The following is a 24,831-nucleotide window of genomic DNA, read 5'->3' on the forward strand; positions in this document are numbered from 1 at the left end:
TCCTTCTTTGCAATTACACTTTCAATGAATTCAATGAATGAATGGCCAGCTTGAGAATATCGAGATTCTCATTGGCATTGAGCAGCCCTTCCAGATAGAACTCCAGACTAAACAGCGCATCTGCCAGCAACTCCAGCTGAGACGAATCAATCAAAGTACCTTTATCCAATAGCTCGCGGTCTACAAAGGTAATTATTCGGGTCACAATCTCTGCAGCCTGATTACTGCTTAAGAAGACCAGCGCGCCCTGAACACCCTGCAAGGTTGAATTCACCTTAGCCAGATGAAGTTTATCGCCACCCGAATCCATATAGGCAGAAATCGCACGCTTGGCCAATGCAAGACCACTTTCACACTCATCTATTAAGACAATCCGTGCTTCATGCAGCTGCGCCTTAAAGGCTTTATTGTCGCCATCCCGGTCATACTGAGATTGCCCCTGCAACAGGCGCGACAAGGCGCTTTCAGCGTACAGCACAACATCGGCTATCTTCAGCAGATCATCCTGCATTGGCGCAGCATTATCAGCCCATCGACCGACAACCTCCGCCTGGCCCTTGAGTACGTTCGATGCACTCTGCAAACCGAGCATTACGTAGACATCAGCGACCTTCAGCAGGCGGGAATGCAAATCTTTGGATGAAAAAGTACCGCCACGGGCAACCTGATCAACCGAATCTTTAATGGAATTAATATCTTCCTGCAACGCTTCCGATACGCTGGCAAGAACACCCTGACCCGGGCTGAACAGAATCTGACGTTGTTCTTTCAGCGTTTCTTCGGAGTAAGACAGCTCTGGCAACTTATAAAAGCGGCCAACCTGCTTTGCTTTATTACCCTGCTCTTTATTCAACGCCAATAAAAACAGGAATTCTTTTGTCAGTGCCGCGCTTGACGGCTTTCTGAGCGATTCCGGCGCACCTTTAATCAGATTTCTCAGCTCGCGGTCGAGCAGTGAGAACAGGCGTTTGCGTGTTGGTGTCATGCTGGCATCGTTTTGAATCATAGCTTCAAAAGCGGCAGCAGATACCCACCACAGTGGCGCACAGGGTGCATTACCCAGCAGTTGGTCGATTCGCGAAAGCGCCAGACCCATATAGCGCACAGCGCCGGAGGCTCGCTGATTGCGGATGAGGTGCAACAGGCCAGCCTGATACATATGCCGGAATTTTTTCAGGCGGATCAGCGTTTCACGAGTAATTCTTACAGGGCGGTTTACCGGAGGTTTAACCGGTTTAAAAGAAAAATCAAAAAAGTGCGCCTCACCGAGCACCGGTGCTTTGCGGGCCTGACGCAAGGTATTAATGGCAGGCAGCAACAGTGAAGGAACAGCTTTTTTGTTAAAGCTAATCAGGTCCAGAAAACGGGACAGTATGACCAAAGTCTGACTGAGGGCTTCGAGAATACTGTTAACCAGCTTTTCATTGTTGGCGACATCATCCGGTATTGAGTTCAGGGTGATGTTCATCTCATCACAGACGCTGACTGCACCACTTTCTTCCAGCACCTGAAAAATACCGCGGAGCTGGCGTACATAATCCTGAGTTTCACTTAATGGAGAGATATCAGAGGAATCGACGCTGTAGCTTTCAAGGCAACCCTGAGCCAGCTGAATGGTCGTTTCTAGCTCGCTTTTAATTGCATCCGCCGAAAATATAGCGCTCATACAAATTCCTTGAACGTTCAGTGTTGGCAACAAGGCCACTAAACTACTTTAATTTCCCGTTAGAAAACAAATGCTTCTTTCAAATTTTCCTTTTGTTCACTTAAGGTTAGCTTAAGAACTGAAAGGAAAGTATTAATACTCTTCAACATACTGCCTGAAGCTAAAACTGTCCAGATATGGACGGTAATCTAACGTAATTTAGGCTGAAAATGTGTTCAAACTCACTCTATAGAACAAAATTTAACTTATGTTTAACTAACTTCCACAGCGTATAATGCCGCAAAATCAACAATGCAGTAGATCTATGCTTTCTTATCCACACAAATTTTCAGTCGCGCCCATGATGGACTGGACGACCAGTGAATGTCGTCAATTTCACCGAATTCTCAGCAAAAATGCCCTTCTCTACACGGAAATGGTGACCACCGGTGCCATATTGAATGCCGGCCCGGAACGTTTTCTGCGGTATGAGCCAGGTGAACACCCCATCTCACTGCAGCTTGGTGGTTCCGACCCTAAGCAACTGGCGGAATGCGCAAAGCTGGGTGAAGACTATGGCTATGACGAAATAAACCTCAATGCCGGCTGCCCCAGTGACCGGGTTCAAAACGGCATGATCGGTGCGATCCTCATGGCCCACGGAGCCCTGGTAAAGGAATGCATGAAGGCCATGCTGGATAACGTATCCGTACCGGTCACCCTCAAGCACAGGATTGGCATCGATGATTTCGACAGCTATGAATTTATGCGTGATTTTGTCGGCGAGGTTAAGCAGTCTGGCTGCGATACCTTTATCGTACACGCACGCAAAGCCATCCTTCAGGGACTAAGCCCAAAAGAAAACAGAGACATTCCACCCCTGGATTATGAGCGGGTCCTGAAGCTGAAGTCGGATTTCCCGGAACTCAATATTATTATCAATGGCGGCATTAAAGAGCACAGCACCGCTCTTTCACTGATCGAACGCGGGCTCGACGGCGTCATGCTGGGCCGAGAAGCCTATCAGAACCCTCTTATTTTGCTGGATGTTGACCGGCTCTATTACGGTACTGAAGCTGCAGTAGCAGCAGGTACCGACCTAAACAACCGCCTGACCAACTGGGTCAAACAACGGGTTGATGACGGCATTCCAGCTAAATACCTGATTCGTCATATGCTTGGTTTATATTCCGGCTATCCGGGCTCAAAGAAGTACAGGCGACTGTTAAGTGAAAACATGACCAAGCCCGGCGCAGATGCATCGTTGTTTGAAGAAGCCCTAAATTTAATCAATACCACTAAAGCAGATCTTGCAAGTTGACGACAACAGAATAAACTTGACCGCATAGTCAAATACTAAGGAATTTCAATGAATCAACTGGAGCAACTGAAAGCGCTCACCACAATCGTTGCCGACACGGGAGACATCGATTCAATCAAAAAATACCAGCCCCAGGATGCAACGACCAACCCCTCGCTGGTACTGAAGGCAATTGAAAGTGGTAAGTTCGACTACAAACTGCAGGAACTTTCAGAGCTCAATCTGAGCCTGCCTGAGTTTATAGACCGAATCGCCGTGGAAATTGGCGATGAAATTCTCAAGATTGTTCCGGGATATGTATCTACCGAGGTTGATGCCCGCTTATCGTTCGATACCGAAAAAACAATCGAAAAGGCTCGCCAGCTGATAGCGCTGTATGAAGCGAAAGGTTGGGAAAAAAGCCGCATCCTGATCAAGATCGCCAGCACCTGGGAAGGCATTCAGGCAGCTAAGGTACTGGAATCCGAAGGCATTCGCTGCAACCTGACCTTGCTGTTCAGCCTGTGCCAGGCAAAAGCCTGCGCCGACGTAGACGCCACCCTTATATCGCCGTTTGTGGGCCGAATTCTGGACTGGTATAAGAAATCTACCGGAGAGGCCTACACGCCGGAAACTGACCCAGGCGTACTGAGCGTTCAGTCTATCTTCGACTACTACAAGCAGCATGGCTACAAAACCATCGTCATGGGTGCCAGCTTCCGCAATATCGGTGAGATTCAGCAGCTTGCCGGCTGTGACCGCCTCACCATTGCCCCGGCATTACTTGAAGAGCTGAAAAATACACAGGCGGATTTACCCGCGAAGCTGTTGATGCCCGAATCGACCACTGCAGCGCCGGCGCCAGTCAGTGAAGTGCAATTCCGTCTGGATATGAATGCAGATGCCATGGCAACAGAGAAACTTGCCGAAGGCATTCGCAACTTTATTGCCGATCAGGAAAAGCTGGAACAGCTCATCCAATCTAAATACTTCTGATTAACCGTTGAATACCCAAGGGGTAGCAATACCCCTGCTTTAGCCTCCTAACTGTAGCCTCTAACTATTATTTGAAACCGCAGCAACAGCCGATTAAGATTAAACACCCCACACAGATAACGGTATAAAATGAAGGCCGCACTGGACCTGTTTGAACAACTGACACATCAGCTCATTAACTTCAGCAATGACGTAAAAAAGAACCCGCACTGGCTGCTCGATTTACCGCATGTCGACAAGAAAAATGCACTGCCAAACGCACTGCTCGACCTCTGGTACCAAGGGGACCAGGATGGCAGGCAAACCCGAATCTATCCCGGATTGGTCGCGATCAATGAAACACAGAGCCAGTTGCTGAAATCAGTCAACGAACTGAAACAAGAATTCCGTGAATTGGTGGCACAGATTAAGGCAGACGACACCGCCGAGTGGAAAGAGATTCAATCGAAGCTGGGAAGGCGCAATGCCGTGTTGAACGAGCAACTCACCGACCAGGGACTTAACCGCGTACACCTTAAACAGGTTTTTCGCCTGCTGCCTTATATTGCCGAGCAACCGGTCAAGGCAGGGTTTAACTGGTACACAAGCGGCCGCTCGATTACCCGAATTAGCAAACAACAGGCTTATAAGTTACTGGCCGAGCTGAACACCGAAGCCGACCATATAAAGATTCAACTCAATCGACTCGCTGCAATCAGCGACGCTGAACCGCTTGCCAGGGTTCAGAAGCAAGCCCCGGTTCTGCGAACCAACCTGCTGTTTGCCAACGGCACGCGCAAAGCCATGAACGTGTCATTGCCTTTGTTTTTTAAGCAGTCCCATGCGGATGTCTTTCCGGAATTTAATGTGCCGCCTGCCTTGCCGCCAAAATCCCGAAGCAGACAGCTGCGAAGTGACAACAAGATAGAGGATGAACCTTTTTTAAGGTCCATCCGGGTGCACAGATACAGTTAGAATCAGAAAAGTCGGTTAATACCGTTCAGGGCGGCGACCCGATAGGCTTCTGCCATCGTCGGATAATTAAAGGTATGCTCGAGGAAGTATCTGATGGAGTTGCCACCGTTCGGTTGCGACATAATTGCCTGACCAATATGCAGAATTTCTGCAGCCTGATCACCAAAGCAATGAATCCCCAACAATTCAGTTGTGTCTCTGTGAAACAGCAGCTTAAGAACACCAGCTTCTTCACCGGTAATCTGAGCGCGCGCGGTATCTTTGAAGTAAGCCTTACCGACCTCGTAAGGCACCTTAGCAACGGTCAATTCACGCTCGGTTTTACCAATAGAGGATATTTCCGGAATGGTATAAATACCGGTGGGTATATCGTTTACATGCCGGTAGGTACCGTTATTGCTGATCACCCCGGAAATAGAACGCCCCTGGTCGTAAGCAGCGCTCGCCAGGCTTGGCCAGCCGATAACATCACCGGCGGCAAAAATATTGGCCTGCTTTGTTCGGTAGTGATCATCAACCGCAAGCTGGCCGCGGCTGTTTGGTTCTAAATCAACGGCTTCCAGGTTCAGCGAATCGGTATTACCGGTTCGGCCATTGGCCCACATAAAGGCTTCACACTTCACTCGCTTACCAGATTCAAGCGTCAAGACCACATGATCATCAAAGCCTTCAACCGATTTAAAGGATTCGTTATGGCGGATTAAAACACCATGACCCCGCAGGTGATAACTCAGTGCATCTGAAATTTCATCGTCCATAAAAGCCAGCAGGCGCTCGCCCGGGTTAATCAGATCAACCTTGGAACCTAAGCCGTTAAAAATAGAGGCATACTCACAACCAATCACACCCGCACCAAAAATGGCGATGTTACGCGGCGTGGTGGTCAGGGTAAGAATGGAGTCACTGTCGAAGATTCGAGGGTGGTCAAAGTCTATTTCCGGTGGCTGATAAGGCCGCGAGCCGGTAGCAATAACGAAATCTTTTGCCTTCAGAACATCGACTTTATTGTCATCCAGCTGCAGCTGAAGGCTATTGTTATCTTTGAAGGTTGCATGGCCGTGGAACAAATCAACGCGGTTGCGTGCATAAAAACGCGCACGCATAGCGACCTGCTTATTGATGACCCGGTCTGCAGTTTCAAGAACCTGAGGAAATGACAGCCACTTCTGCCCGGACATATGCCGGAACATCGGGTTACGGTTAAACTGCATAACCTGATGCACAGCATGACGTAAAGCTTTAGAGGGGATAGTGCCCTGGTGTGTACAATTTCCGCCGACGGTGCTTCTTTCATCTACAACAGCGACGCGCAAACCTGCTTTGGTTCCGTTCATTGCTGCACTTTCACCGGCGGGTCCCGCGCCGATCACTACCAGATCGTACTGATATTCTGCCATCGCTAACCCCTGCTATGCTTTTTTGAAACTTATTAGCTTTCGTTATTCTTTGTTTCTTTTTTGCACTTAGATTTATCGCCGCCACATACGTCGCATTCAGATTCCATTCCAACAGCAGCCATACCACCACAGGAGCCGGCAATTGGCTTTCTGCCGAAAATGACGCCTATTGCCATTGCAGCAATAATCAGGGCGAACACGAAAAACACAATTAAAAAAGTATTGAGCATTGTTCAGAGTCCTCTGTTAAATTTCAATTAGACTTAGGATCGAGTCAAACTTCGCCAAACTCTTCGGTGAACTGAGCGCTTTGTAAAACCTCGAAATCATCGTCCTGTTTAATAATAAATAGCGCAGCGATGTTATTGCTTTCCGCAAACTGCAGCGCCCTTTCGGCCCCCATCACCAGAAACGCTGTTGCGTAAGCATCGGCACTCATGCAGCTGTCCATAACCACGGTTACCGATGCAAGATTATGCTTAACAGGATAGCCGGTTGCAGGATTAATGGTATGACTATACCGGACACCGTCAGATTCAAAATAGTTGCGGTAATCACCACTGGTTGCCACAGCCGCACCGGAAACCTCAAGAATTTTAAAGACCGCGCGCTGTTCTACATCCGGTTTTTCAATCGCTATACGCCAGGATTCATTACCAGGCTTGGTACCGGAAAGCCGCATTTCGCCGCCCACCTCGACCAGATAATTGGTAATGCCGCGTTGTTCCAGGTGTTCCGCGATCAGATCAACGGCGTAGCCCTTGGCAATAGCAGAAAAATCGAGTTCTCTTGGTGCGTTTTTTTCAACCGTTTGCGTAATGCGGTCAACAGTAAGTGCCTGATAGCCGACTGAAGCAGCCAAGCGAGCGACCTCACTGGCTTCCGGTAACTTATTGTTTCTGGGCGTAGGGCCAAAACCCCACAGATTCACCAATGGCGCGACCGTTGGGTCAAAATTACCATCCGTCTGTTCGGCAATTGTTAAGGCCGCTTCCAGCACATTGATGGTCAATTCATCCACCGAAACCGGCTCATTTACTCCCGCTCTGGAGATTCGGGAGATGTCTGATCCGGGCAGGTATGTCGACATCAACTTATTGATATTACTGAGCACACCATCCACACCCAGTTGCAGTGTTTCAACTTCATTTGAAGCAGATACATATTTCACTGAATAGCTGGTGCCAATGGAAAAACCACTGAAGGAATAGGTTTGCTCTTTCTCAGAAAAAGAACAGCCCGTGAATAAGCTGATAATAATCAGGCTTATTACGGGCATAAATGGTTTGCTAAACACTTAAACGGAACCCTTTTGCCTAGCCGCCGAAATCATCAAGCAGGATGTTTTCGCTCTCTACGCCAAGGTCTTCAAGCATTTTAATCACCGCTGCGTTCATCATTGGTGGTCCACACATATAGTATTCACAGTCTTCCGGCGCTTCATGATCTTTGAGGTAGTTTTCATAAAGCACGTTGTGAATAAAGCCTGTGTAGCCGTCCCAGTTATCTTCCGGCAGTGGGTCGGATAGCGCCAGGTGCCATTTGAAGTTTTCGTTTTCTTCAGCCAGCTTGTCGTACTCATCCATATAGAATGCTTCGCGCATAGAACGGGCACCGTACCAGAAGCTCATCTTACGGGTACTGTGCAAACGCTTGAGCTGATCAAAGATGTGAGAACGCATTGGCGCCATACCGGCACCACCACCGATGAATACCATCTCCGCGTCGGTTTCCTTCGCAAAGAACTCACCAAATGGTCCGTAAACATCAATCTTGTCGCCCGGCTTCAGGCTGAATACAAAGGAAGACATCTGACCAGGCGGGTGATTAGTACCCGGAGGCGGTGTTGCAATACGAATATTGAACTTAACCAGGCCCTTCTCTTCCGGATAGTTAGCCATAGAGTAGGCACGGATAACCGGCTCAGTCACCTTAGAGGAATACTGCCAGATATTAAATTTATCCCAATCCGGGCGATATTCTTCTTCAATGTCGAAGTCTTTGTAGTGCACTTCATGTGGAGGGCATTCCAGCTGAACATAACCGCCAGCACGGAAGTCTACGTTTTCACCTTCAGGAAGCTTAAGCGTCAGCTCCTTAATAAAGGTGGCCACGTTCGGGTTCGATACAACTTCACAAGTCCACTTTTTAACGCCGAAGAACTCAGGTTCAACTTCAATCTTCATATCCTGCTTAACAGCAACCTGACAGGATAAACGCCAGCCTTCGCGCAGTTCACCTTTGGTGAAATGAGGCTCTTCGGTTGGCAGCGGGCTACCGCCACCGTCAAGAACCTTACACTTACACTGGGCACAGGTACCGCCGCCGCCACAGGCAGAAGACAGGAAGATTCCGTTTGCAGACAGGGTTTGCAGCAGTTTGCCGCCCGCTGCAACGGTAATGGTTTTGTCCGCATCTTCGTTTATCTCGATAGAGACATCACCGCTGTTAACCAACTTGGCGCGTGCAGACAAGATTACCGCCACCAGGGCAAGAACGATTACGGCAAAAAGTACAACGCCTAAAATAATTTCTGTAGCCATTTTCCTATCCTTTTATAGCGATACGCCGGAGAACGACATGAATCCGAGGGACATCAGGCCAACGGTAATAAAGGTAATACCCAAGCCTTCAAGGCCTTTAGGTACATCGCTGTACTTCAGTTTTTCGCGAATACCAGCCAGGGCAACAATGGCCAGAGCCCAACCAACGCCCGCACCGATGCCGTAAACAACACTCTCGCTAAAGTTATAATCCCGCTCCACCATGAACAAAGAAGCACCCAAAATAGCGCAGTTCACGGTAATCAGAGGCAGGAAAACACCCAAAGCGTTGTAAAGCGCCGGAAAGAAGCGGTCCAGAACCATTTCCATGATCTGTACGATCGCTGCAATAACGCCGATGTAGCTGAGCAGGCCAAGGAAGCTGAGATCGACATCCGGCAGGCCAGCCCATGCCAGCGCACCTTCGCGCAGCACATAAACGTACAACAGGTTGTTGACCGGCACGGTAATTGTCTGAACAACAATAACGGCGATACCCAAACCAATGGCAGCTGACACCTTCTTCGATATTGCCAGGAACGTACACATCCCCAGGAAGAATGCGAGCGCCATATTCTCAACGAATATCGCCTTAACCAGTAAGCTGATTAAACCTTCCATTAGAGCGCCTCCTTCTTGCTGTTACTGGCCAGTTTGTAATCGGCCTTTTCTTCCTGGCCTTTGTCGTATGTACGCAGCAACCAGATAAATACCGCAATCAGGAAGAATGCGCTTGGTGGCAACAACAGCAAGCCATTGGCCACATACCAGCCACCATCGGTTACCAGCGGCAGCACTTCAAAGCCAAACAGTTTGCCGGCGCCCAGAAGCTCTCGGATTGTGGCAACAAAGATCAGCACTACACTGTAACCCAAGCCGTTACCAATACCATCAAGGAAGCTTGGCACCGGAGGGTTCGACATGGCATAGGCTTCTGCTCGACCCATTACGATACAGTTAGTAATAATCAGACCAACAAACACAGAAAGCTGTTTGGAAATATCATAAGCAAAGGCTTTCAGTACCTGATCAACAACAATTACCAGTGACGCAATAATGGTCATCTGAACGATGATTCGAATATTGCTTGGAATGTAATTACGAATCATGGAAATAAACAGGTTTGAAAATGCAGTAACAGAGGTCAGTGCAATACACATCACCAGCGTTACGTTCAAACTTGTGGTTACTGCCAAGGCTGAACAAACACCCAGAATCTGAGAAGCAATCGGGTTATTGGTCAGTATTGGAGTTAATAAAACCTTACGGGCTTCAGACATATTAAGCACCTCCCGCCTTCAAATTGTTGATCAGTGGTTCAAAACCGTTTTCACCTAACCAGAACCGGACAAGATTGCTGACACCGTTGGTGGTCAGTGTTGCACCGGAAAGACCATCAACCTGATAGTCACTGTCAGGGTCGGCTTTACCGCCCTTGGTCACTTCAATCAGCAACTCGCCGTCATCGCCGGTAATCTTTTTACCCGACCATTGCGCCTTCCAGGAAGGGTTATCAACCTCGCCGCCCAGCCCGGGAGTTTCAGCATGAGAATAGAAGCCCAAGCCAACAACAGTATTGAAGTCTGATTCCAGAGCGACAAAGCCCCACAATGTCGACCACAATCCATAACCGCGGATAGGCAGGATCAAAGTTTCAATTTCACCAGCAGCGTCACGCACCAGATACACTTCAGTGTACTTTTCACGACGCTTCAGGCCGGCAATATCAACGCTTTTATCGAGTGTTTCGGTAATGGATGCATCACCGACGGCCTTAACCGGATCAAAGGTATCGACATCGAACGCATCAGAGAACATGCCGGTATCAATATCAACCAGACGGGTTTCGATCTGTGAGAAGGACTCTTCGACAGACTTGCCATCTTCCAGCAAACCCGCAGCAGCCAGAATATTACTCTTCAGGTCGACCTCTTTGTTTTTCTGCTGCAATGGACGCAGGCTAACAGCCGCCGTGGAGACGATGACTGCACATACCAGACAAACCAGGAACGCAACCGTGAAAATATAGGAAATGGAGTCTTTATTCTTAGCCACGAGCCATCCTCCGCTTAATGTTACGTTGAACGACAAAGTAATCGATTGTCGGTGCAAAAATGTTAGCGAACAGAATTGCCAGCATGATGCCTTCCGGGAACGCCGGGTTAATCACACGAATCAAAACCGCCATGACACCCACCAGCGCACCGAACCATAGTTTGCCGACGTTGGTCATCGAAGCGGAAACCGGGTCAGTCGCCATAAAGATGGTACCGAAGGCCAATCCACCCACAACAAAGTGCCAGTACCACGGCAATGCAAACATCGGGTTGGTATCAGAACCAACAACATTGAACAGCAGCGAAGTCGCAACTAAACCGGCCATAACACCGGCAACAATACGCCATTGCACAATGCCCATGTACATCAGCACGATGCCACCAAGAACAATCAGCAGGGTTGATACTTCACCAACAGAGCCCTGCTGCAAACCAAGGAATGCCTGCATCCAGGTAAGATCACCCAGCTTGCCGTCAACCAGACCCGTACTAAACGCATGACTTAATGCAGTTGCGCCAGAGAAGCCATCCACTGCAGTCCATACAGCATCACCCGACATAGAAGCCGGATAAGCAAAATACAGGAATGCACGGCCTGTCAGCGCCGGGTTCAGGAAGTTTTTACCGGTACCGCCAAAGACTTCTTTACCAAACACAATGCCGAAGCTAATGCCCAGAGCAACAGCCCACAGTGGCAGCGATGGCGGACAAATCAACGCAAACAGAATGGACGTAACAAAGAAGCCTTCATTGACTTCATGCCCACGAATGGACGCGAACAGGATTTCCCAGAATACACCCACTACAAACGTAACGATGTATATCGGCAAGAAAAACACAGCGCCATACCAGAAGTTATCCCACAGACTCTCCGGATTGTTACTGGAAAACAGACCAATCAGCCAGCCATGCCAATCGCTTGGCATTACACCCGCGCCACTGGCAATTGCGGTATTCGCCTGATAACCCAGGTTCCACATGCCAAAGAAGAAGGCAGGCAACACGAACAGCATAACCATGATCATCATACGCTTCAGGTCGACACCATCACGCACGTGAGCCGTAGATTTCGTTGTGTAATTCACCTTGTACAACGCTGTATCCAACGCTTCATAGAGCGGGAACAACGCTGCATATTTACCGTTTTTATGGAACAACGGCTCTATATCATCTAAAAATTTCCGAAGCCCCATCATTATCCCTCCGCCTCAATTTTTGTCAGAGCATCCCGAAGGATCGGACCATATTCGTACTTAGCGAAACAAACGTATGTGCAGAGTGCGAGATCTTCTTCATCCAGCTCCAGTGCACCAAGCTGCTCCGCAGATTCCAGATCACTGCAGACAATGGCCCGCAGCAGTTGAGTGGCCAGAATATCCAGCGGCATCACCTGCTCGTACTGACCGATTGGAATCATGCCACGCTCGGAACCATTGGTTGTGGTCGAAAAGTTGAACAGTTTGTTCTTGAAGAACGATGACAGGTAAGTCTTCTTAACCGAGTGAGACTCTCTGCCCAATTGCAGGAAGTGAACCATCGGCCGCGAGCTGTCATTGCGCAGAATACTGACTTGCGTGTGGTATCGGCCAAGAAACGCGAGCGGGCCTTCAGCTGTTCGGCCACCAAACACAGAGCCTGAAATGGTGCGAAAATCAGTCACATTCACTTCACCGGCAACCACGGTTTCAAGGTCGGCACCCACTTCTGTACGAACAAGACGAGGGTTTTTAACCTCAGGTCCGGCCAGAGAAATCACACGACTGGTATCAATTTGGCCGGTAGAAAACAGGTGACCAAAGGCAATCACATCCTGATATCCGATGGTCCAAACCGTTTTACTGGCAGTAACCGGATCCAGGAAATGAATGTGAGTACCCGGATTACCTGCCGGGTGAACACCGGCAAACTCTTCAACAGAGACACCATCAGTGGTCGCAATGTTTGCGCCCGGTGCCTTACAAAGCCAAACCTTACCTTCCGTCAGCTTCGTCAGAATCTGCAAACCGAGCTTAAACTCTTCACTGCGCTCAGCAATAATAACTTCAGGGTCGGCAGCCAATGGATTGGTATCCATCGCCTGAACAAAGATCGCTTTCGGCTTGGAATCAATGGCCGGAACTTTTGAGTAAGGGCGGGTTCGTAGCGCAGTCCACTGGCCCGACTGAACCAGCTGATCGACGACTGCATCCGCATTTAGCCCGGCAATCTCTTTGGCAGAAAAAGACTTAAACTCAACGGCTTCAGTACCTTCTTTTTCAATCACCAAAGACTGAAAAACCCGCTTGGCACCACGATTAATTTGCTTAACTGTGCCTGCAGCGGGTGAGGTATAAATGACGCCTTCGTTTTTCTTATCTGTAAATACCGGCTGGCCTTTTATTACTTTATCACCTTCACGAACCAACATGGTTGGCTTCATTCCGTGATAATCGTAACCAACCAAAGCGATAGAGCTGACTTGCTTACCTTCCAGAATCTCCTGACGCGGCGCACCGGAAATTGGCAGGTTGAGTCCTTTTTTGATGGTTATCATAATTTAGTTTCCGTTGACTTCGTAAAACAGCAATCTGGCAACGTTACCAGTCGAGCTAAAACTGCTTTAGGGTCAAATTTATTTCGGGCGATCTGATAGGGATTACCTTTTAGAGCCCACCTAAAAATCGTGCGATAGTATAAAGATCAATAAGTTATAAGGCTACAGATGAGCTTCCGCCCTCTGTAATACTTTTCTACTATGAACAGTCTATTCTGCTTTTTTCTGAGTGTAGACAGTACGCCTTAGATAACAAATGAAGGTTAGACTCGCGAAAAAAGCCGATATTGGCTAGGATGCGCCCTTTTCAACAGTCGTGTGAAGTAATACCAGTCTCATGGATCAAACAATATTTCCCATCCCTGCAACCTCCGGCGACCACCAGATACTAGGAAACCTGAAGGGTAGCGCCGCAGCCTACACCCTGGGTTTAATCATGGAACGCCATGAGAGCACGATGCTGTGTATCGTCAATTCACCCTCAGAATTGGAAACACTGTACACAGATATTCTGGCTTATCACCAGCAAAGAGACTGGCAAGTACTGCAGTTTCCCGACTGGGAAACACTTCCTTACGATAACTTTTCACCACATGAAGATATCATCTCTGAACGCCTCGGCTTACTCAGTCAATTAAAGAACGCACCGAGAGCGATCGTACTGACCACCGCAGCCAATATTATTCACCGGCTGGCCCCAACGTCGGCCATTCAGTCCGGACAAATTGACTGGTCGATCGGTCAGAAAATGCATCTGGATGACCAGCGAACCGCACTGGAAAAAGCTGGGTATCGCGCTACCGATACCGTGTATGAGCATGGCGAGTTCACAGTGCGCGGCTCATTGCTGGATGTCTACCCAATGGGGTCAGAATTTCCGGTCAGGATTGAGCTTTTCGATGATGAAATCGAATCCATCCGCGTATTCGACCCGGAAACCCAGCGCACCGCTGAAAAAATAGATGAAATAAAAATGTTGCCCGGCCGCGAAGTGCCGCTGAACGAAGCGGGCATCAACCTGTTCCGCAGTAATTTCCGCGAGCGCTTTGATACCGATTTCAGCAAGAACCCACTCTACAGGGATGTCAGCGAGGGCATCCCGTCGCCAGGTATCGAATACTATCTGCCGCTATTTTATCAGGAAACCTCATCGCTGTTTGAATACCTGACCAAAGATACTTTAGTCGCCCGGTTCGACAACCTGTCGGAAACAGTCGATCGCTACTGGCAGGAGATCAACAGCCGCTATGAAAACCGCCGCCACGATATCAGCAACCCGATTCTTTCCCCTAATGAGCTGTTCCTGGCTAAGGAAGAGTTTTTTCAGGCACTGAACCAGTTGCCCTCCCTGACGCTTACCGAGCAGGAAATCGAACCCGGCAAAGGCAAGCACCCACTGCCCTTTGCCAAACCATCGGCCTACCCCATTGACCATCGCGCGCAGGAACCACTCAACCGGCTCGAATGCTTTTTGAAAGAAACCGATCACCGGGTACTGTTCTGCTCAGAATCTGCAGGCCGACGGGAAGCCATGCGCGAATTACTGGCGCGCATCCGAATTCAACCGGAGGACTGCACCGGCATTCAGGGCTTCCTGGCAAGCCCAGGCAATAAACTTGGCATCACCAGCGCGCCAATTTCTTCCGGACTGATACTTACCGATGAAAAGGTCACGCTGATCAGTGAAACCCAACTGTTTGGCGAATACGTAGTACAGCGCAGACGCCGCCATAAACAAACCGGCGAGCAGGACGATCAGGTCATTAAAAGCCTGGCCGAGTTACACATTGGCGCGCCCGTGGTGCATCTGGACCATGGTATCGGCCGTTACCGGGGCCTGGAAACACTGGAAGTCGATGGCCATGCGCAGGAGTTTCTAAAACTGGAATACGCCGGCGAAAGCAACCTCTATGTACCGGTTTCCAACCTGCATTTGATCAGCCGCTATTCCGGTGCTGATGTCGACTACGCACCCATGCACAAGCTCGGTAACGACCGCTGGGTGAAAACCAAGCGCAAGGCAGCAGAGAAAATCCGTGATACCGCAGCAGAACTACTGGATATTTACGCCCGGCGAGAAGCTCAGAAAGGCTTTGGGTTTAAGTTCGACGAGGCAGACTATCAACAATTTGCCGCCGGCTTTGGCTTTGAAGAAACCGATGATCAGGCAACCGCTATTTCTGCGGTCATCAGCGATATGCGCCAGAAAAAACCCATGGATCGCCTGGTCTGTGGTGATGTGGGCTTTGGTAAAACCGAGGTCGCCATGCGCGCCGCCTTTATGGCCGCCATCAATGGCAAACAGGTGGCTGTTCTGGTGCCGACCACCCTACTGGCCCAGCAGCACTTCGATAACTTCCAGGATCGCTTCGCCGACTGGCCATTCTCGATTGAGGTACTTAGCCGCTTCAACAGCAGCAAACAGACACAATCCATCATAGATCGCCTGGCCGAAGGCAAGGTGGATATCATTGTCGGCACCCACAAGCTGCTGCAGAAATCGATTAAATTCAAAAACCTCGGCCTGCTGGTCATTGATGAAGAGCACCGCTTTGGTGTCGGCCAGAAAGAGACCATCAAAGCGCTGCGGGCGAACGTCGATATCCTCGCGCTGACGGCAACTCCTATTCCGCGGACGATGAATATGTCGATGTCTGGCGTACGCGATCTGAGCATTATCGCCACACCACCGGCGCGGCGCCTGTCGGTTAAAACCTTTGTTCGGGAGAAATCCGATGCACTGGTTAAGGAAGCGGTACTGCGTGAAATTCTGCGTGGTGGTCAGGTGTACTTCCTGCACAATGAAGTCAGCACCATTGAGAAAACCCAGAGCTGGCTCAGCGAGCTGATTCCTGAGGCCCGCGTTGTAGCAGCCCATGGCCAAATGCCGGAACGGCAGCTGGAACGCATCATGAGCGATTTCTACCACAAACGGTTCAATGTATTGCTGTGTACCACCATTATTGAAACCGGTATCGACGTACCAAGCGCCAACACCATCATTATTGAGCGAGCCGATAAGTTCGGCCTGGCGCAGTTGCACCAGTTGCGCGGTCGGGTCGGTCGCTCTCACCACCAGGCTTATGCCTACCTGATTACTCCGGGCTGGAAAACACTGACCAAAGACGCACAGAAGCGACTGGAAGCCATCGCTGAATCTCAGCATCTTGGCGCCGGCTTTACTCTGGCGACACACGATCTGGAGATTCGCGGTGCCGGTGAACTGCTCGGCGAAGAACAAAGCGGCCATATTGAAGGCATTGGCTTTGCACTCTACCTTGACCTGCTCAACAAGGCCGTCGCGGCGCTGAAGAAAGGTGAGAAGGTCTCGCTGGAAAGCCTTGAAGACAGCGGCCCGGATGTCAACCTGCGTATCCCGTCGATTATCCCGGACGATTATATTCACGACATCAACCTGCGATTATCGCAATATAAACGCATTGCCAGCGTTAAAGACGCCGACGAAATGCGCGACCTGCAAGTAGAGATGATCGATCGCTTTGGCCTTCTGCCAGAGCCAGTAAAAAACCTTTGCCAACAAACCCTGCTGCGCCTGGAGCTGGAGAAAATCGGTGTGGTCCGCGTTGATATGAACGCCAGGCAAGGCACCATCGAATTCGGCAACAACACCTCTGTCGACCCGGTGAAGATCGTTATGCTGGTTCAGCAGCAGCCACACCGCTACTCGCTGGCGAAGGGAACACAGCTTAAATTTACGTCTGAGACAGAGACAGCCGAGCAACGATTTGCGACCATAGAGCAAATTCTCAATAAGATTACGCAATAACCGGATAAGCAATGACAACCAAGACATCAGTTATTTCAAAAATTGCCGCACTGACACTGCTGATGCTTTCAGCCTTCTCAATAGCCAATACAGACGAGCGCTGGTTTCAGGTGGAGGTCATTCTGTTCAAAAATCCGGCATTAGAAACTGACAACCCCGAGATCTGGCCAACCTTCGCCAACATCGATCATCCGCTGTCTTTCATTGAACTGACCGGTATTGAGACTGAACCGGAAAGCCCGGAAGATGCCTTTTTTGCCAGCCAGGAACAAAACAATGAAGCCGAGACCGCACCAGCAGCGGACGGAACCCTGGTCCCCTTTCAGGTTCTGGGTGAAGAAGAATACAAACTGGCCGACGAATTAGCTGCCCTGACCCGCGGCACCCGCTATGAGCTGCTCTATCATCAGGTTTGGAACCAGCCGGTACCGGATCGTAACAGCGTTGTGCCCATTCACATTCAGGGCGGCGAAAAATTTGGCCGACAGTACGAGCTGCAGGGTTATATCAGCCTGTATGTTGAACGCTACCTGCACCTTTCAACCGATCTGCACCTGATTGAATACCAGATCAGTAATGATCCGTTCAGCGTTATCAAAGATGAAGAGTTCCAGCTGCCAACTCTGAACCTGCAAAGCCAGAATAGTTTTTCAAACTTGCTGCTGAACGACGATTCGCCCTTCAGCAACCAGATTAACCAGCAAACCAATGAGTTTTATATTTCAGTGAAAGACGCCCAGCTGAAGGAGCGTCGCCGCATGCGCAGCAAGGAAATTCATTACCTGGATAACCCGGAATTCGGAATGCTGGTGTTAATCACACCGATAGAACAGTAACAGTAAGCCAACAGTACCAAGCCCTTAGACATAAGGGCTTAAGTTGTTGATAAACCCCGCCGACAAAAAAGTATCACTTAAATGGACCGCTGCAAGTATCGTCCTGATACGCTCGACGAAAACATCCATGTTTTCGACGTCCATTTAAGTGATACTTTTTCATCGTCTCGAAGACTGTGGCAACTTTGTCATCAGCCTGAACCCTCAGCCATGAGAGCTCTTATTGCCTCAGCGACTATTGAGCAGAATCGCAAGCTAAGCGGGCAATGATGGCCCTGATACGCGACATACCGATGTTCAGCTGTACCTGCATCATCTCCAGCGTCAACTCATCCTCAGTTTTGCCCGCCGCCCAGTTCACCACCAGTGACAGGCTGACGTATCGCATATCCATTTCACACGCCAGCGCCGCTTCCGGCATGCCGGTCATACCAACGATGTCGCATCCATCACGCTCCATTCGGCTAATTTCTGCGGCTGTTTCCAGACGCGGACCCTGAGTAGCGCCATAGGTGCCACCGGTGATCAGCCGTTCCTGCACCGCGTTTGCAGCGCTTAATACCCGCTCTGCCAGTGCCGCACTGTATGGCTGGCTAAAGTCGATGTGATGCAGCGGCGCAAAACTGCCGTCAAAAAAGGTATGCTCGCGGCCGTAGGTGTAATCAATAAGCTGGTCAGGCAACACCAGTGCTCCGGGTACCATTTCCGGCGTAATACCACCCACCGCATTCACAGCCAGAATATCCGTCACACCGGAATTCTTCAGCGCCCAAATATTCGCCCGGTAATTAATCAGGTGCGGAGGGACCTTATGAGGGTGACCGTGGCGCGGCAGGAAAAACAGCCGCACACCATCGATCTCGCCTTCCAGAACCGGCGACGAGGTTTTACCAAAGGGAGTTTCGGTTTCGTGAAGATTACAAACGGAAAGACCGGCCAGCTCCGTTAAACCGGTGCCGCCGATAATTGCCAATGAAGCAGTCATGAAGACTCCAGACAGCTATCTGCTGAAATTTGAAATGGCGTCCCCTAGAGGATTCGAACCTCTGACCTACTCCTTAGGAGGGAGTCGCGCTATCCAGCTGTGCCAAGGGGACGTTGGGCAGCGATTGTAACGGCCAAACCTTTACATTTAAAGACCAACTTCCCAAATGAACTGCAGTATTTCTTGCGTAAAAAATTTATAATCGCGCTTTTATTTACGCCGGTAAGACGATGACAACTTTCGATATTGATGAAATGGCAGATTGGTTAGAAGCTGAAGAGCGCTCTGAAGACTGCTTTGATATTCACGGATTACACGGTTACCTGACCGCACTGTACCTTTGTGGCGAGCCACTCAGCGATGAATGGCTGAACTCCGCCATCGGACAGCCGCTAACAGACCTGCCGGAAGATGAAGCGACTGCGTTTGCTAACGGTTGCGTGGCCCTGAGCAAGCAAATTGGTGATGAACTCTATTCAGACGACACAACCTCGCTCACCTTTGAGCCAACCCTGGAATGGAAAGATTCCGATATGGAAGCCTGGTGTCAGGGCTTTATGGAAGTGGTATTTGAACTGCCCGACGCCTGGGAGCACCCGAACGAAGAGCAGTTATCATTACTGCTGTTGCCGATCGAAACCGCATCCGGCTATTTTGAAGATGAACCCGATTTCAAAAAGCTCTATCAGCAGCCAAAGCTGTTAAAGCAGATGTTCAATGACATTCCCGAAGTTCTCACCGACATCTACCTGCTGTTTAACGCACCCGCTAAATAAGCGGTTCTGGCAACGGGAGGCTTAATGCTTCCCGGCACAGCTCGGCGATTCCGGAGCTTCACCCTGCCACTCGGCCGGCGCATACAGATGCAGCGAAAGCGCATGCAGCCCGTCGCTGAACTCTTTTTCGAACAAGGCATAAATGTTCTGATGCCGCTTTACCCGGTTCAGCCCTTCAAAGGAATCTGAAACCATCACTACACGGAAGTGGGTTTCACGATTCGCAGGCCCGGAATGCATGTGGCTTTCGTTTTCTACGGTCAGATATTCCGGTGCAAATTTACTTAGTTTTTCGGTGATATTGTGCTGCAGGCTCACGGTTCCGCTCCTTTTTATAATTCATTCCGGAAGGTTAAACGGAACCGCGCGGGTTACTATTAAACTTTGGGATGAAGCGGTCAGCTCAGCTGCTCTTCAATAGCTGTTCGCTGAAAGGTCAGCTGCAGCAGATGGGCATCAATTTCAGCACGATGGTGGTTCCAGCCATACTTTTCGCGCAATTGAGCCTTGGTGTGATCCCAGTTTTCCAGCTGGAATTGAGTTAGGATGCGCGGCAGGGTTTCAAGCTTGAAGAACATTGAACACCCTGCGGTATAAAACAGCAGCGCCAGCCAGCCGGAGTCAAACCCCCAGCCATCACTGTAAAGGATTTGACCTTCAAACTTCTCGTTCAGCTCGTCCGCGATCTGCTTGCAGGAAAGGCCCTTTTCGAACAGTTCTTCACGGCTGATTTTATGCAGTGCAGCGGCCTCTTCCTGCCAGTGAGTCCAGTCCGGTTCTGGCTTAACCAACCACGAATAGGTTTCACCGGTTTCACAGGCAACACCGATTTCAATAGGATAACTACCCCGCCCAAAACCAGAAGCTTCTATATCCAGAATGGCGGGAATACGGACTCGAGGCAAAGTAAAAACCTTTTGATGATGAATTAAAAATAAATCAGGTAGCTAAAAAACTACTCAAATCAGCTACTTAGCAAAACAACCATGATAGATGATTCTATAGCATTAGGCATTAGCTGCCTCCGGTAAATACTTCCTCAATTAAACCTAAGGTAAGCAGTTGCGGCAAAATATCCGCCTGTTGCTGACCGGCCGGATAATAAAGATAGAGTGGCACACCCTGCCGGTTATATTGTGCGATCAGCTGATCAATACTTGCAGAAGGCTCTGTCCAATCGGCACGCACCAGCAGCACGTTATGTTCAGCCACCAGCGTTTCGAAACGACTGCCGGATAGCGCTATTTTTTCGTTGACCTTACAGGTAATACACCAGTCGGCAGTGACATCGATAAACACAGGTCTGTCCTTGTTTAATGCCTCACTGACTATCTCCTCACTATAGTCGACCCAGAGCTGATCGGGCTTCGTTGTACTGAAAATAGACCAGGCAGCCGCCACTACGAGCAATAACTGAGCACCGCGTTTGGCCAGCGTACCTTGCGCAGTGCGCCCGGCTGACGAAAGCACCGGCCATACCGCCATGGCAATCAGCACCAGCCCTGTTCCAACCTTCAGCAACGCCAGCGAGCCATCCAGCTGAACCAGCAGCCACAACAGCCAAAGCGAGGTTAAAAACAGCGGGAATGCGAGGAATTGCTGAAAGCTGTGCATCCACTTGCCGGGCTTCGGTAAATAGCCAGCAAGCCGGGGCAGAAAACCGATGGCGAGCACGGGCAGTGAAAGCCCCAGGCCCATAAAGGCAAATATGAGCAGGCCAATCAACGGCGATTGCGCCAGGGCAAAACCAATTGCCGTCCCCATAAATGGGGCGGTACAGGGCGTGGCCACGACAGTGGCCAGCACCCCGGTAAAGAACGAGCCGGTTAAGCCGGCTTTAGAGCTCAGGCTATCGCCCAGCCCCATCCAGCGGGAACTGACGGTCACGTAACCGCTCATGGTCAATGCCATCAGGAAGAACAACACCACCAGAAATGAAACGAAAGCCGGCGATTGCAGCTGAAAACCCCAGCCAACCCAATCGCCAAAGCCACGGATCACCAGCAGCATCAGTGCCACCAGCACAAAACTTAAAATGACGCCGGCACTGTAGGCCAAGGCATTGCTTCGCGACTCTGCAGCACTGTGGGAATGCCTGGCAATACTGAATGCCTTTATCGACAGTACCGGAAACACACAGGGCATCAGGTTGAGAATAAACCCACCCAGCAGCGCAAATGCCGCCGCCGTAAGCGCCGTTGCGTAATTCAGCGGCTGATCGGCAGGGCCAGCCTGGCCAACATTGACCACCGGCCCGGCAGCGGCTGTAGCCGGCTTGTTGTAAGGCATGCCATCCAGCCCAAACAGTCGCTTCTGCGGGGCGTAACATAGGCCCGCATCTGCACAGCCCTGATACGTCACCTCGAAGTAACCGGATTCAGCCGTAACCTGATGCGTGACTTCCATATAGCCATAAAACACGGCCAGATCTTCATTGAAGTTAGGGTCAAAGGTGATGATTTCATTCAGGCTGAATTTCGGCTCGGTCGCCTTCAAGCCATCAAAAGCCGTTAATTTGTATTTGTCTCTGTACAGGTAGTACCCGTCGCGAATTTCAAAATCGACATACAGCTCGGCACCGTTTCTGGAAACATTAACCTGAAACGCCTGATCGACCGGAACAAACTCCTCTTCTGCAGCAACAAAAGAGCAAAGGGCCAGCGCAAAAAGAAATAGCCCGCACAACTGCTTCATAAATAAACAACCTGAAAATATAATTTTAGTAAAGACGGCGCATGTTACTGAGGCCAGACGATAATTCCATGCTCGGGTTTAAATTTTGCTAACCTCGCAGCATTAAACCCCCTTACCAGGAAACTACCGAATGTCCCGCCAGCCAGACACCAATGATTTACGCAAAGTACTTATCGCACATGCTCAACAACAACAAACCCTCGATTACAAAAGCTTGACCAAGCTGCTTGGCATTACCCCGCCAAACAGCATTCATCAAACCACGCAATTACTGGAGGCCTGCCAGCAGGATGATGCCCTGCTGCACCAGCCACAACTGGCCGCCATTGTTATCAGCAAGGCGTCAGACCCGATTCCGCGCCCGGGGTTCTTCCAAACCTTAAAAAATTTAGGTATTTACTCCGGCAGCGAACAAGGCGCCGAGGCACAGATGTGGCACCAGAACGAACTGGAGAAGGTATTTGAGTTCTATCGATAGCCCCGTCAGCTTCTGGCTGAACTCCACCAGCGCAACAACAGAGCCCCGTATAGCAGCAGGCTCCAGGCGGTTTGACACCATAATAAAAATAACGGAATCGCCGAAAACATACCGTATACCAGAGACCAATTGGGCAACGAGGTATACAACCAGGCAAACATCACCTTGAGCAAATAAAAGGCAGCCGTCACCAGAATAGAAACCGTCATATTGACCCTGATAGAAACCGTACCGCGACTGGCCAGCTGATAAACCGCCACCAACAGCAACCACATGATCGGAATAGAGGTAAAGTGAATGCCCGGCAGCAGCTTCAGCAAGCCGGTGCCCAAAGCGATCTGCAGCAACACGATGACGGTCATCAGCAGGGTCAGCGCGCCCACCAGCACAGGCATCACCCACAGGTAATGCAGCCAGCGCAGGGTTCCGCGGTGCTTTTCAACCTGAAACACAACGTAAAGCGAGCTGTCTATACGGTTTACCAGAAACAATATGGAGCTGAAAAACATCAGCGCCGAAATAGCTTTCAGGTTTTCCGCCTCTACACTCCAGGTGGCAATATAGCTGCGCCAGACAATGGCCTGATTGGGTATCAGATAAGACAGCAGCTCATCGAGCATGCCAGAAATTTGTACCTGAAAGCTGGGCACCTGACTGAGCAGCAGCCCAACACCACTGACAATGGGCACCAGCGCGAACAACGTTGTCAGCGTCAGTACCGAAGCGCGCTGCCCTATCAGGTTCACCATTGGCATTTCAGCCTTCAGGAAATTGCGTACCTGTTTTTGAATCTCATACAATGGCGGTTTCATCCAAAACTATTCATTAACGATCAATATAACAATCAGATACCGGAGAGCACATGAAAGCAACCATTTACCACAACCCGCGTTGTTCCAAATCCCGCCAGGCGCTGGCCCTGCTGGCCGATAAGCAAATTGAAACAGAAGTACATGAATATTTAAAATCCCCCCTGAACAGTAGTGAACTTACCGAGCTAATCAAGCTATTGGGGGTTAACGCCCACGATCTGCTGCGCACCAAAGAGGCGGAATACAAAGAGGCTGGCCTTTCCAAAGACTCTTCTGAGTCAGAAATTATTGCAGCCCTGTGCAACACACCTAAGCTAATGGAAAGACCCATCGTGGTGACTGAAAAAGGCGCCCGTATTGGCCGCCCGACCGAAGCGATTGAAGAAATCCTGTAAACCATGCCAGCTGCTTAGCTGGCTCAGACTGATGATAAAGCTTCCACAGCCTTCGAGCCGGTGAAAAGGTATCACTTAAATGGACGTCGAAAACATGGATGTTTTCGTCGAGCGTATCAGGACGATACTTGCAGCGCTCCATTTAAGTGATACCTTTTCGGCGGCGGGGGTTTATCGACAACCTGTGCCAGCTGCTTAGCTGGCTGTTCAACTTACAATTATTAATGGCACCTTAAACGAATGAGCAATGCGCAGCTAAACCTGAACAAACAAATACGCTTACACTTCTTTCTGTTGATGGCAGCCGCCATTGCAGGCACCTTTCTATCGGGCCCATCCATCAACAGCATGCCAACGCTGCAATGGGTGGTATCGGGATTGCTGTTCGGCTTTATGGCCGTGCTGCCACTGCTGTTCTTCATCCCCACGGTATTAAAGCCGACGGTTCGCAGCCTTAGCTGGATGGGCTTTATGCTGTTGGCTTATCTGGTATGGGGCATAGTGAAAACCTTCACACCGGGCGGACTGATTGGCGGGCTGCTCATCTGCACCTTCAACATCACCACCTTTTTCTACATCATCCTCTGGCTGAGGCCCTTTAAGAAACAGGCCAAAGCCAGGAAAAAAGCCGAAAACCGCTAAC

Annotated in this window: 24 protein-coding genes and 1 tRNA gene; 9 read left to right on the forward strand and 16 right to left on the reverse strand. The window is 49.9% G+C overall.

Features of this window, described 5'->3' with window-relative positions; all coding sequences use genetic code 11:
* Window positions 1-13 precede the first annotated feature (13 nt).
* A complete protein-coding gene (locus BCF53_RS05645) occupies window positions 14-1,666 on the reverse strand; it encodes a FimL-related protein (RefSeq protein ID WP_132700533.1) in 1,653 nt (550 codons plus the stop codon).
* 304 nt (window positions 1,667-1,970) lie between these two features.
* Here BCF53_RS05645 and dusA point away from each other — a divergent pair, with 304 nt between their 5' ends.
* The 3 genes from dusA to BCF53_RS05660 all read left to right on the forward strand — a co-directional run bounded on the left by dusA (window position 1,971) and on the right by BCF53_RS05660 (window position 4,895).
* A complete protein-coding gene (gene dusA / locus BCF53_RS05650; RefSeq protein WP_132700534.1) occupies window positions 1,971-2,966 on the forward strand; it encodes a tRNA dihydrouridine(20/20a) synthase DusA in 996 nt (331 codons plus the stop codon).
* A gap of 48 nt (window positions 2,967-3,014) precedes the next feature.
* Window positions 3,015-3,941, forward strand: coding sequence for a transaldolase (gene tal, locus BCF53_RS05655; protein ID WP_132700535.1), 927 nt, complete (start codon window positions 3,015-3,017; stop codon window positions 3,939-3,941).
* Window positions 3,942-4,070: 129 nt separating this feature from the next.
* Complete coding sequence (locus tag BCF53_RS05660) at window positions 4,071-4,895, forward strand: DNA replication terminus site-binding protein (protein WP_132700536.1); 825 nt, start codon at window positions 4,071-4,073, stop codon at window positions 4,893-4,895.
* Window positions 4,896-4,897: 2 nt separating this feature from the next.
* On the opposite strand, the gene sthA is transcribed toward BCF53_RS05660, so the two are convergent.
* From sthA to BCF53_RS05705, 9 genes are read right to left on the reverse strand one after another with little or no spacing between them, the layout of a single operon-like run.
* Window positions 4,898-6,292 (reverse strand): Si-specific NAD(P)(+) transhydrogenase, encoded by a 1,395-nt coding sequence (gene sthA, locus BCF53_RS05665; RefSeq protein WP_132700537.1) that lies wholly within the window; start codon window positions 6,290-6,292, stop codon window positions 4,898-4,900.
* A gap of 32 nt (window positions 6,293-6,324) precedes the next feature.
* Window positions 6,325-6,522, reverse strand: a complete 198-nt coding sequence (gene nqrM, locus BCF53_RS05670; protein WP_132700538.1) for a (Na+)-NQR maturation NqrM — start codon at window positions 6,520-6,522, stop codon at window positions 6,325-6,327.
* A 44-nt stretch (window positions 6,523-6,566) separates the two neighbouring features.
* Window positions 6,567-7,571, reverse strand: coding sequence for an FAD:protein FMN transferase (locus BCF53_RS05675; protein WP_165901820.1), 1,005 nt, complete (start codon window positions 7,569-7,571; stop codon window positions 6,567-6,569).
* A gap of 37 nt (window positions 7,572-7,608) precedes the next feature.
* Window positions 7,609-8,835, reverse strand: coding sequence for an NADH:ubiquinone reductase (Na(+)-transporting) subunit F (gene nqrF / locus BCF53_RS05680; RefSeq protein WP_132700539.1), 1,227 nt, complete (start codon window positions 8,833-8,835; stop codon window positions 7,609-7,611).
* A gap of 12 nt (window positions 8,836-8,847) precedes the next feature.
* Complete coding sequence (gene nqrE / locus BCF53_RS05685; protein WP_132700540.1) at window positions 8,848-9,456, reverse strand: NADH:ubiquinone reductase (Na(+)-transporting) subunit E; 609 nt, start codon at window positions 9,454-9,456, stop codon at window positions 8,848-8,850.
* Entirely contained in the window at window positions 9,456-10,115 is a 660-nt protein-coding gene (locus BCF53_RS05690; RefSeq protein WP_132700541.1) for an NADH:ubiquinone reductase (Na(+)-transporting) subunit D, read from the reverse strand. The genes nqrE and BCF53_RS05690 overlap by 1 nt, the downstream gene beginning before the upstream one ends.
* Window position 10,116: 1 nt before the next feature.
* The gene (locus BCF53_RS05695) at window positions 10,117-10,890 is read right to left on the reverse strand and encodes a Na(+)-translocating NADH-quinone reductase subunit C (RefSeq protein ID WP_132700542.1); all 774 of its coding nucleotides are present in this window, start codon (window positions 10,888-10,890) and stop codon (window positions 10,117-10,119) included.
* Window positions 10,883-12,085 carry an NADH:ubiquinone reductase (Na(+)-transporting) subunit B gene (locus BCF53_RS05700; RefSeq protein ID WP_132700543.1) on the reverse strand — a complete coding sequence of 401 codons (1,203 nt, stop codon included), beginning with the start codon at window positions 12,083-12,085 and terminating at the stop codon, window positions 10,883-10,885. Before BCF53_RS05700 ends, BCF53_RS05695 begins: the two co-directional genes overlap by 8 nt.
* A 2-nt stretch (window positions 12,086-12,087) precedes the next feature.
* Window positions 12,088-13,425: a Na(+)-translocating NADH-quinone reductase subunit A gene (locus tag BCF53_RS05705; RefSeq protein WP_132700544.1), complete on the reverse strand. Its 1,338-nt coding sequence runs from the start codon at window positions 13,423-13,425 to the stop codon at window positions 12,088-12,090.
* Window positions 13,426-13,762: 337 nt separating this feature from the next.
* Here BCF53_RS05705 and mfd point away from each other — a divergent pair, with 337 nt between their 5' ends.
* Together mfd and BCF53_RS05715 are read left to right on the forward strand one after the other, a co-directional pair.
* Complete coding sequence (gene mfd / locus BCF53_RS05710) at window positions 13,763-17,212, forward strand: transcription-repair coupling factor (protein WP_132700545.1); 3,450 nt, start codon at window positions 13,763-13,765, stop codon at window positions 17,210-17,212.
* Between the two features lie 11 nt (window positions 17,213-17,223).
* Entirely contained in the window at window positions 17,224-18,048 is an 825-nt protein-coding gene (locus tag BCF53_RS05715; protein ID WP_132700546.1) for a CsiV family protein, read from the forward strand.
* 235 nt (window positions 18,049-18,283) lie between these two features.
* On the opposite strand, the gene BCF53_RS05725 is transcribed toward BCF53_RS05715, so the two are convergent.
* Window positions 18,284-19,033, reverse strand: coding sequence for an S-methyl-5'-thioinosine phosphorylase (locus BCF53_RS05725; RefSeq protein ID WP_132700548.1), 750 nt, complete (start codon window positions 19,031-19,033; stop codon window positions 18,284-18,286).
* Window positions 19,034-19,068: 35 nt separating this feature from the next.
* Window positions 19,069-19,145: transfer RNA gene (locus BCF53_RS05730), tRNA-Arg, on the reverse strand.
* 118 nt (window positions 19,146-19,263) lie between these two features.
* On the opposite strand from BCF53_RS05730, the gene BCF53_RS05735 reads away from it, so the two are divergent.
* Entirely contained in the window at window positions 19,264-19,809 is a 546-nt protein-coding gene (locus BCF53_RS05735; RefSeq protein ID WP_132700549.1) for a YecA/YgfB family protein, read from the forward strand.
* Window positions 19,810-19,830: 21 nt separating this feature from the next.
* On the opposite strand, the gene BCF53_RS05740 is transcribed toward BCF53_RS05735, so the two are convergent.
* From BCF53_RS05740 to BCF53_RS05750, 3 genes are all read right to left on the reverse strand, one after another.
* Window positions 19,831-20,127, reverse strand: coding sequence for a BolA family protein (locus BCF53_RS05740; RefSeq protein ID WP_132700550.1), 297 nt, complete (start codon window positions 20,125-20,127; stop codon window positions 19,831-19,833).
* Window positions 20,128-20,207: 80 nt separating this feature from the next.
* Window positions 20,208-20,714: a 3'-5' exonuclease gene (locus BCF53_RS05745; protein WP_132700551.1), complete on the reverse strand. Its 507-nt coding sequence runs from the start codon at window positions 20,712-20,714 to the stop codon at window positions 20,208-20,210.
* Window positions 20,715-20,823: 109 nt separating this feature from the next.
* On the reverse strand, window positions 20,824-22,503 hold the full coding sequence (locus BCF53_RS05750; protein WP_132700552.1) for a protein-disulfide reductase DsbD family protein: 1,680 nt from the start codon (window positions 22,501-22,503) through the stop codon (window positions 20,824-20,826).
* A gap of 130 nt (window positions 22,504-22,633) precedes the next feature.
* Here BCF53_RS05750 and BCF53_RS05755 point away from each other — a divergent pair, with 130 nt between their 5' ends.
* Entirely contained in the window at window positions 22,634-22,981 is a 348-nt protein-coding gene (locus BCF53_RS05755; protein WP_132700553.1) for a hypothetical protein, read from the forward strand.
* 5 nt (window positions 22,982-22,986) lie between these two features.
* On the opposite strand, the gene BCF53_RS05760 is transcribed toward BCF53_RS05755, so the two are convergent.
* Entirely contained in the window at window positions 22,987-23,793 is an 807-nt protein-coding gene (locus BCF53_RS05760; RefSeq protein ID WP_132700554.1) for a YihY family inner membrane protein, read from the reverse strand.
* Between the two features lie 50 nt (window positions 23,794-23,843).
* Here BCF53_RS05760 and arsC point away from each other — a divergent pair, with 50 nt between their 5' ends.
* Window positions 23,844-24,188, forward strand: a complete 345-nt coding sequence (gene arsC / locus BCF53_RS05765; RefSeq protein WP_132700555.1) for an arsenate reductase (glutaredoxin) — start codon at window positions 23,844-23,846, stop codon at window positions 24,186-24,188.
* Between the two features lie 240 nt (window positions 24,189-24,428).
* Complete coding sequence (locus BCF53_RS05775) at window positions 24,429-24,830, forward strand: DUF2069 domain-containing protein (RefSeq protein ID WP_132700557.1); 402 nt, start codon at window positions 24,429-24,431, stop codon at window positions 24,828-24,830.
* Window position 24,831 lies beyond the last annotated feature (1 nt).

This window comes from Reinekea marinisedimentorum (assembly GCF_004341165.1).
GTDB lineage: Bacteria > Pseudomonadota > Gammaproteobacteria > Pseudomonadales > Natronospirillaceae > Reinekea > Reinekea marinisedimentorum.

Bases quoted from the DNA above. Each gene is read 5' to 3' on its own strand.
- BCF53_RS05645 (WP_132700533.1), bottom strand. From the start codon at position 1,666: ATGAGCGCTATATTTTCGGCGGATGCAATTAAAAGCGAGCTAGAAACG.
- dusA (WP_132700534.1), top strand. From the start codon at position 1,971: ATGCTTTCTTATCCACACAAATTTTCAGTCGCGCCCATGATGGACTGG.
- tal (WP_132700535.1), top strand. From the start codon at position 3,015: ATGAATCAACTGGAGCAACTGAAAGCGCTCACCACAATCGTTGCCGAC.
- BCF53_RS05660 (WP_132700536.1), top strand. From the start codon at position 4,071: ATGAAGGCCGCACTGGACCTGTTTGAACAACTGACACATCAGCTCATT.
- sthA (WP_132700537.1), bottom strand. From the start codon at position 6,292: ATGGCAGAATATCAGTACGATCTGGTAGTGATCGGCGCGGGACCCGCC.
- nqrM (WP_132700538.1), bottom strand. From the start codon at position 6,522: ATGCTCAATACTTTTTTAATTGTGTTTTTCGTGTTCGCCCTGATTATT.
- BCF53_RS05675 (WP_165901820.1), bottom strand. From the start codon at position 7,571: ATGCCCGTAATAAGCCTGATTATTATCAGCTTATTCACGGGCTGTTCT.
- nqrF (WP_132700539.1), bottom strand. From the start codon at position 8,835: ATGGCTACAGAAATTATTTTAGGCGTTGTACTTTTTGCCGTAATCGTT.
- nqrE (WP_132700540.1), bottom strand. From the start codon at position 9,456: ATGGAAGGTTTAATCAGCTTACTGGTTAAGGCGATATTCGTTGAGAAT.
- BCF53_RS05690 (WP_132700541.1), bottom strand. From the start codon at position 10,115: ATGTCTGAAGCCCGTAAGGTTTTATTAACTCCAATACTGACCAATAAC.
- BCF53_RS05700 (WP_132700543.1), bottom strand. From the start codon at position 12,085: ATGGGGCTTCGGAAATTTTTAGATGATATAGAGCCGTTGTTCCATAAA.
- BCF53_RS05705 (WP_132700544.1), bottom strand. From the start codon at position 13,425: ATGATAACCATCAAAAAAGGACTCAACCTGCCAATTTCCGGTGCGCCG.
- mfd (WP_132700545.1), top strand. From the start codon at position 13,763: ATGGATCAAACAATATTTCCCATCCCTGCAACCTCCGGCGACCACCAG.
- BCF53_RS05715 (WP_132700546.1), top strand. From the start codon at position 17,224: ATGACAACCAAGACATCAGTTATTTCAAAAATTGCCGCACTGACACTG.
- BCF53_RS05725 (WP_132700548.1), bottom strand. From the start codon at position 19,033: ATGACTGCTTCATTGGCAATTATCGGCGGCACCGGTTTAACGGAGCTG.
- BCF53_RS05735 (WP_132700549.1), top strand. From the start codon at position 19,264: ATGACAACTTTCGATATTGATGAAATGGCAGATTGGTTAGAAGCTGAA.
- BCF53_RS05750 (WP_132700552.1), bottom strand. From the start codon at position 22,503: ATGAAGCAGTTGTGCGGGCTATTTCTTTTTGCGCTGGCCCTTTGCTCT.
- BCF53_RS05755 (WP_132700553.1), top strand. From the start codon at position 22,634: ATGTCCCGCCAGCCAGACACCAATGATTTACGCAAAGTACTTATCGCA.
- BCF53_RS05760 (WP_132700554.1), bottom strand. From the start codon at position 23,793: ATGAAACCGCCATTGTATGAGATTCAAAAACAGGTACGCAATTTCCTG.
- arsC (WP_132700555.1), top strand. From the start codon at position 23,844: ATGAAAGCAACCATTTACCACAACCCGCGTTGTTCCAAATCCCGCCAG.
- BCF53_RS05775 (WP_132700557.1), top strand. From the start codon at position 24,429: ATGAGCAATGCGCAGCTAAACCTGAACAAACAAATACGCTTACACTTC.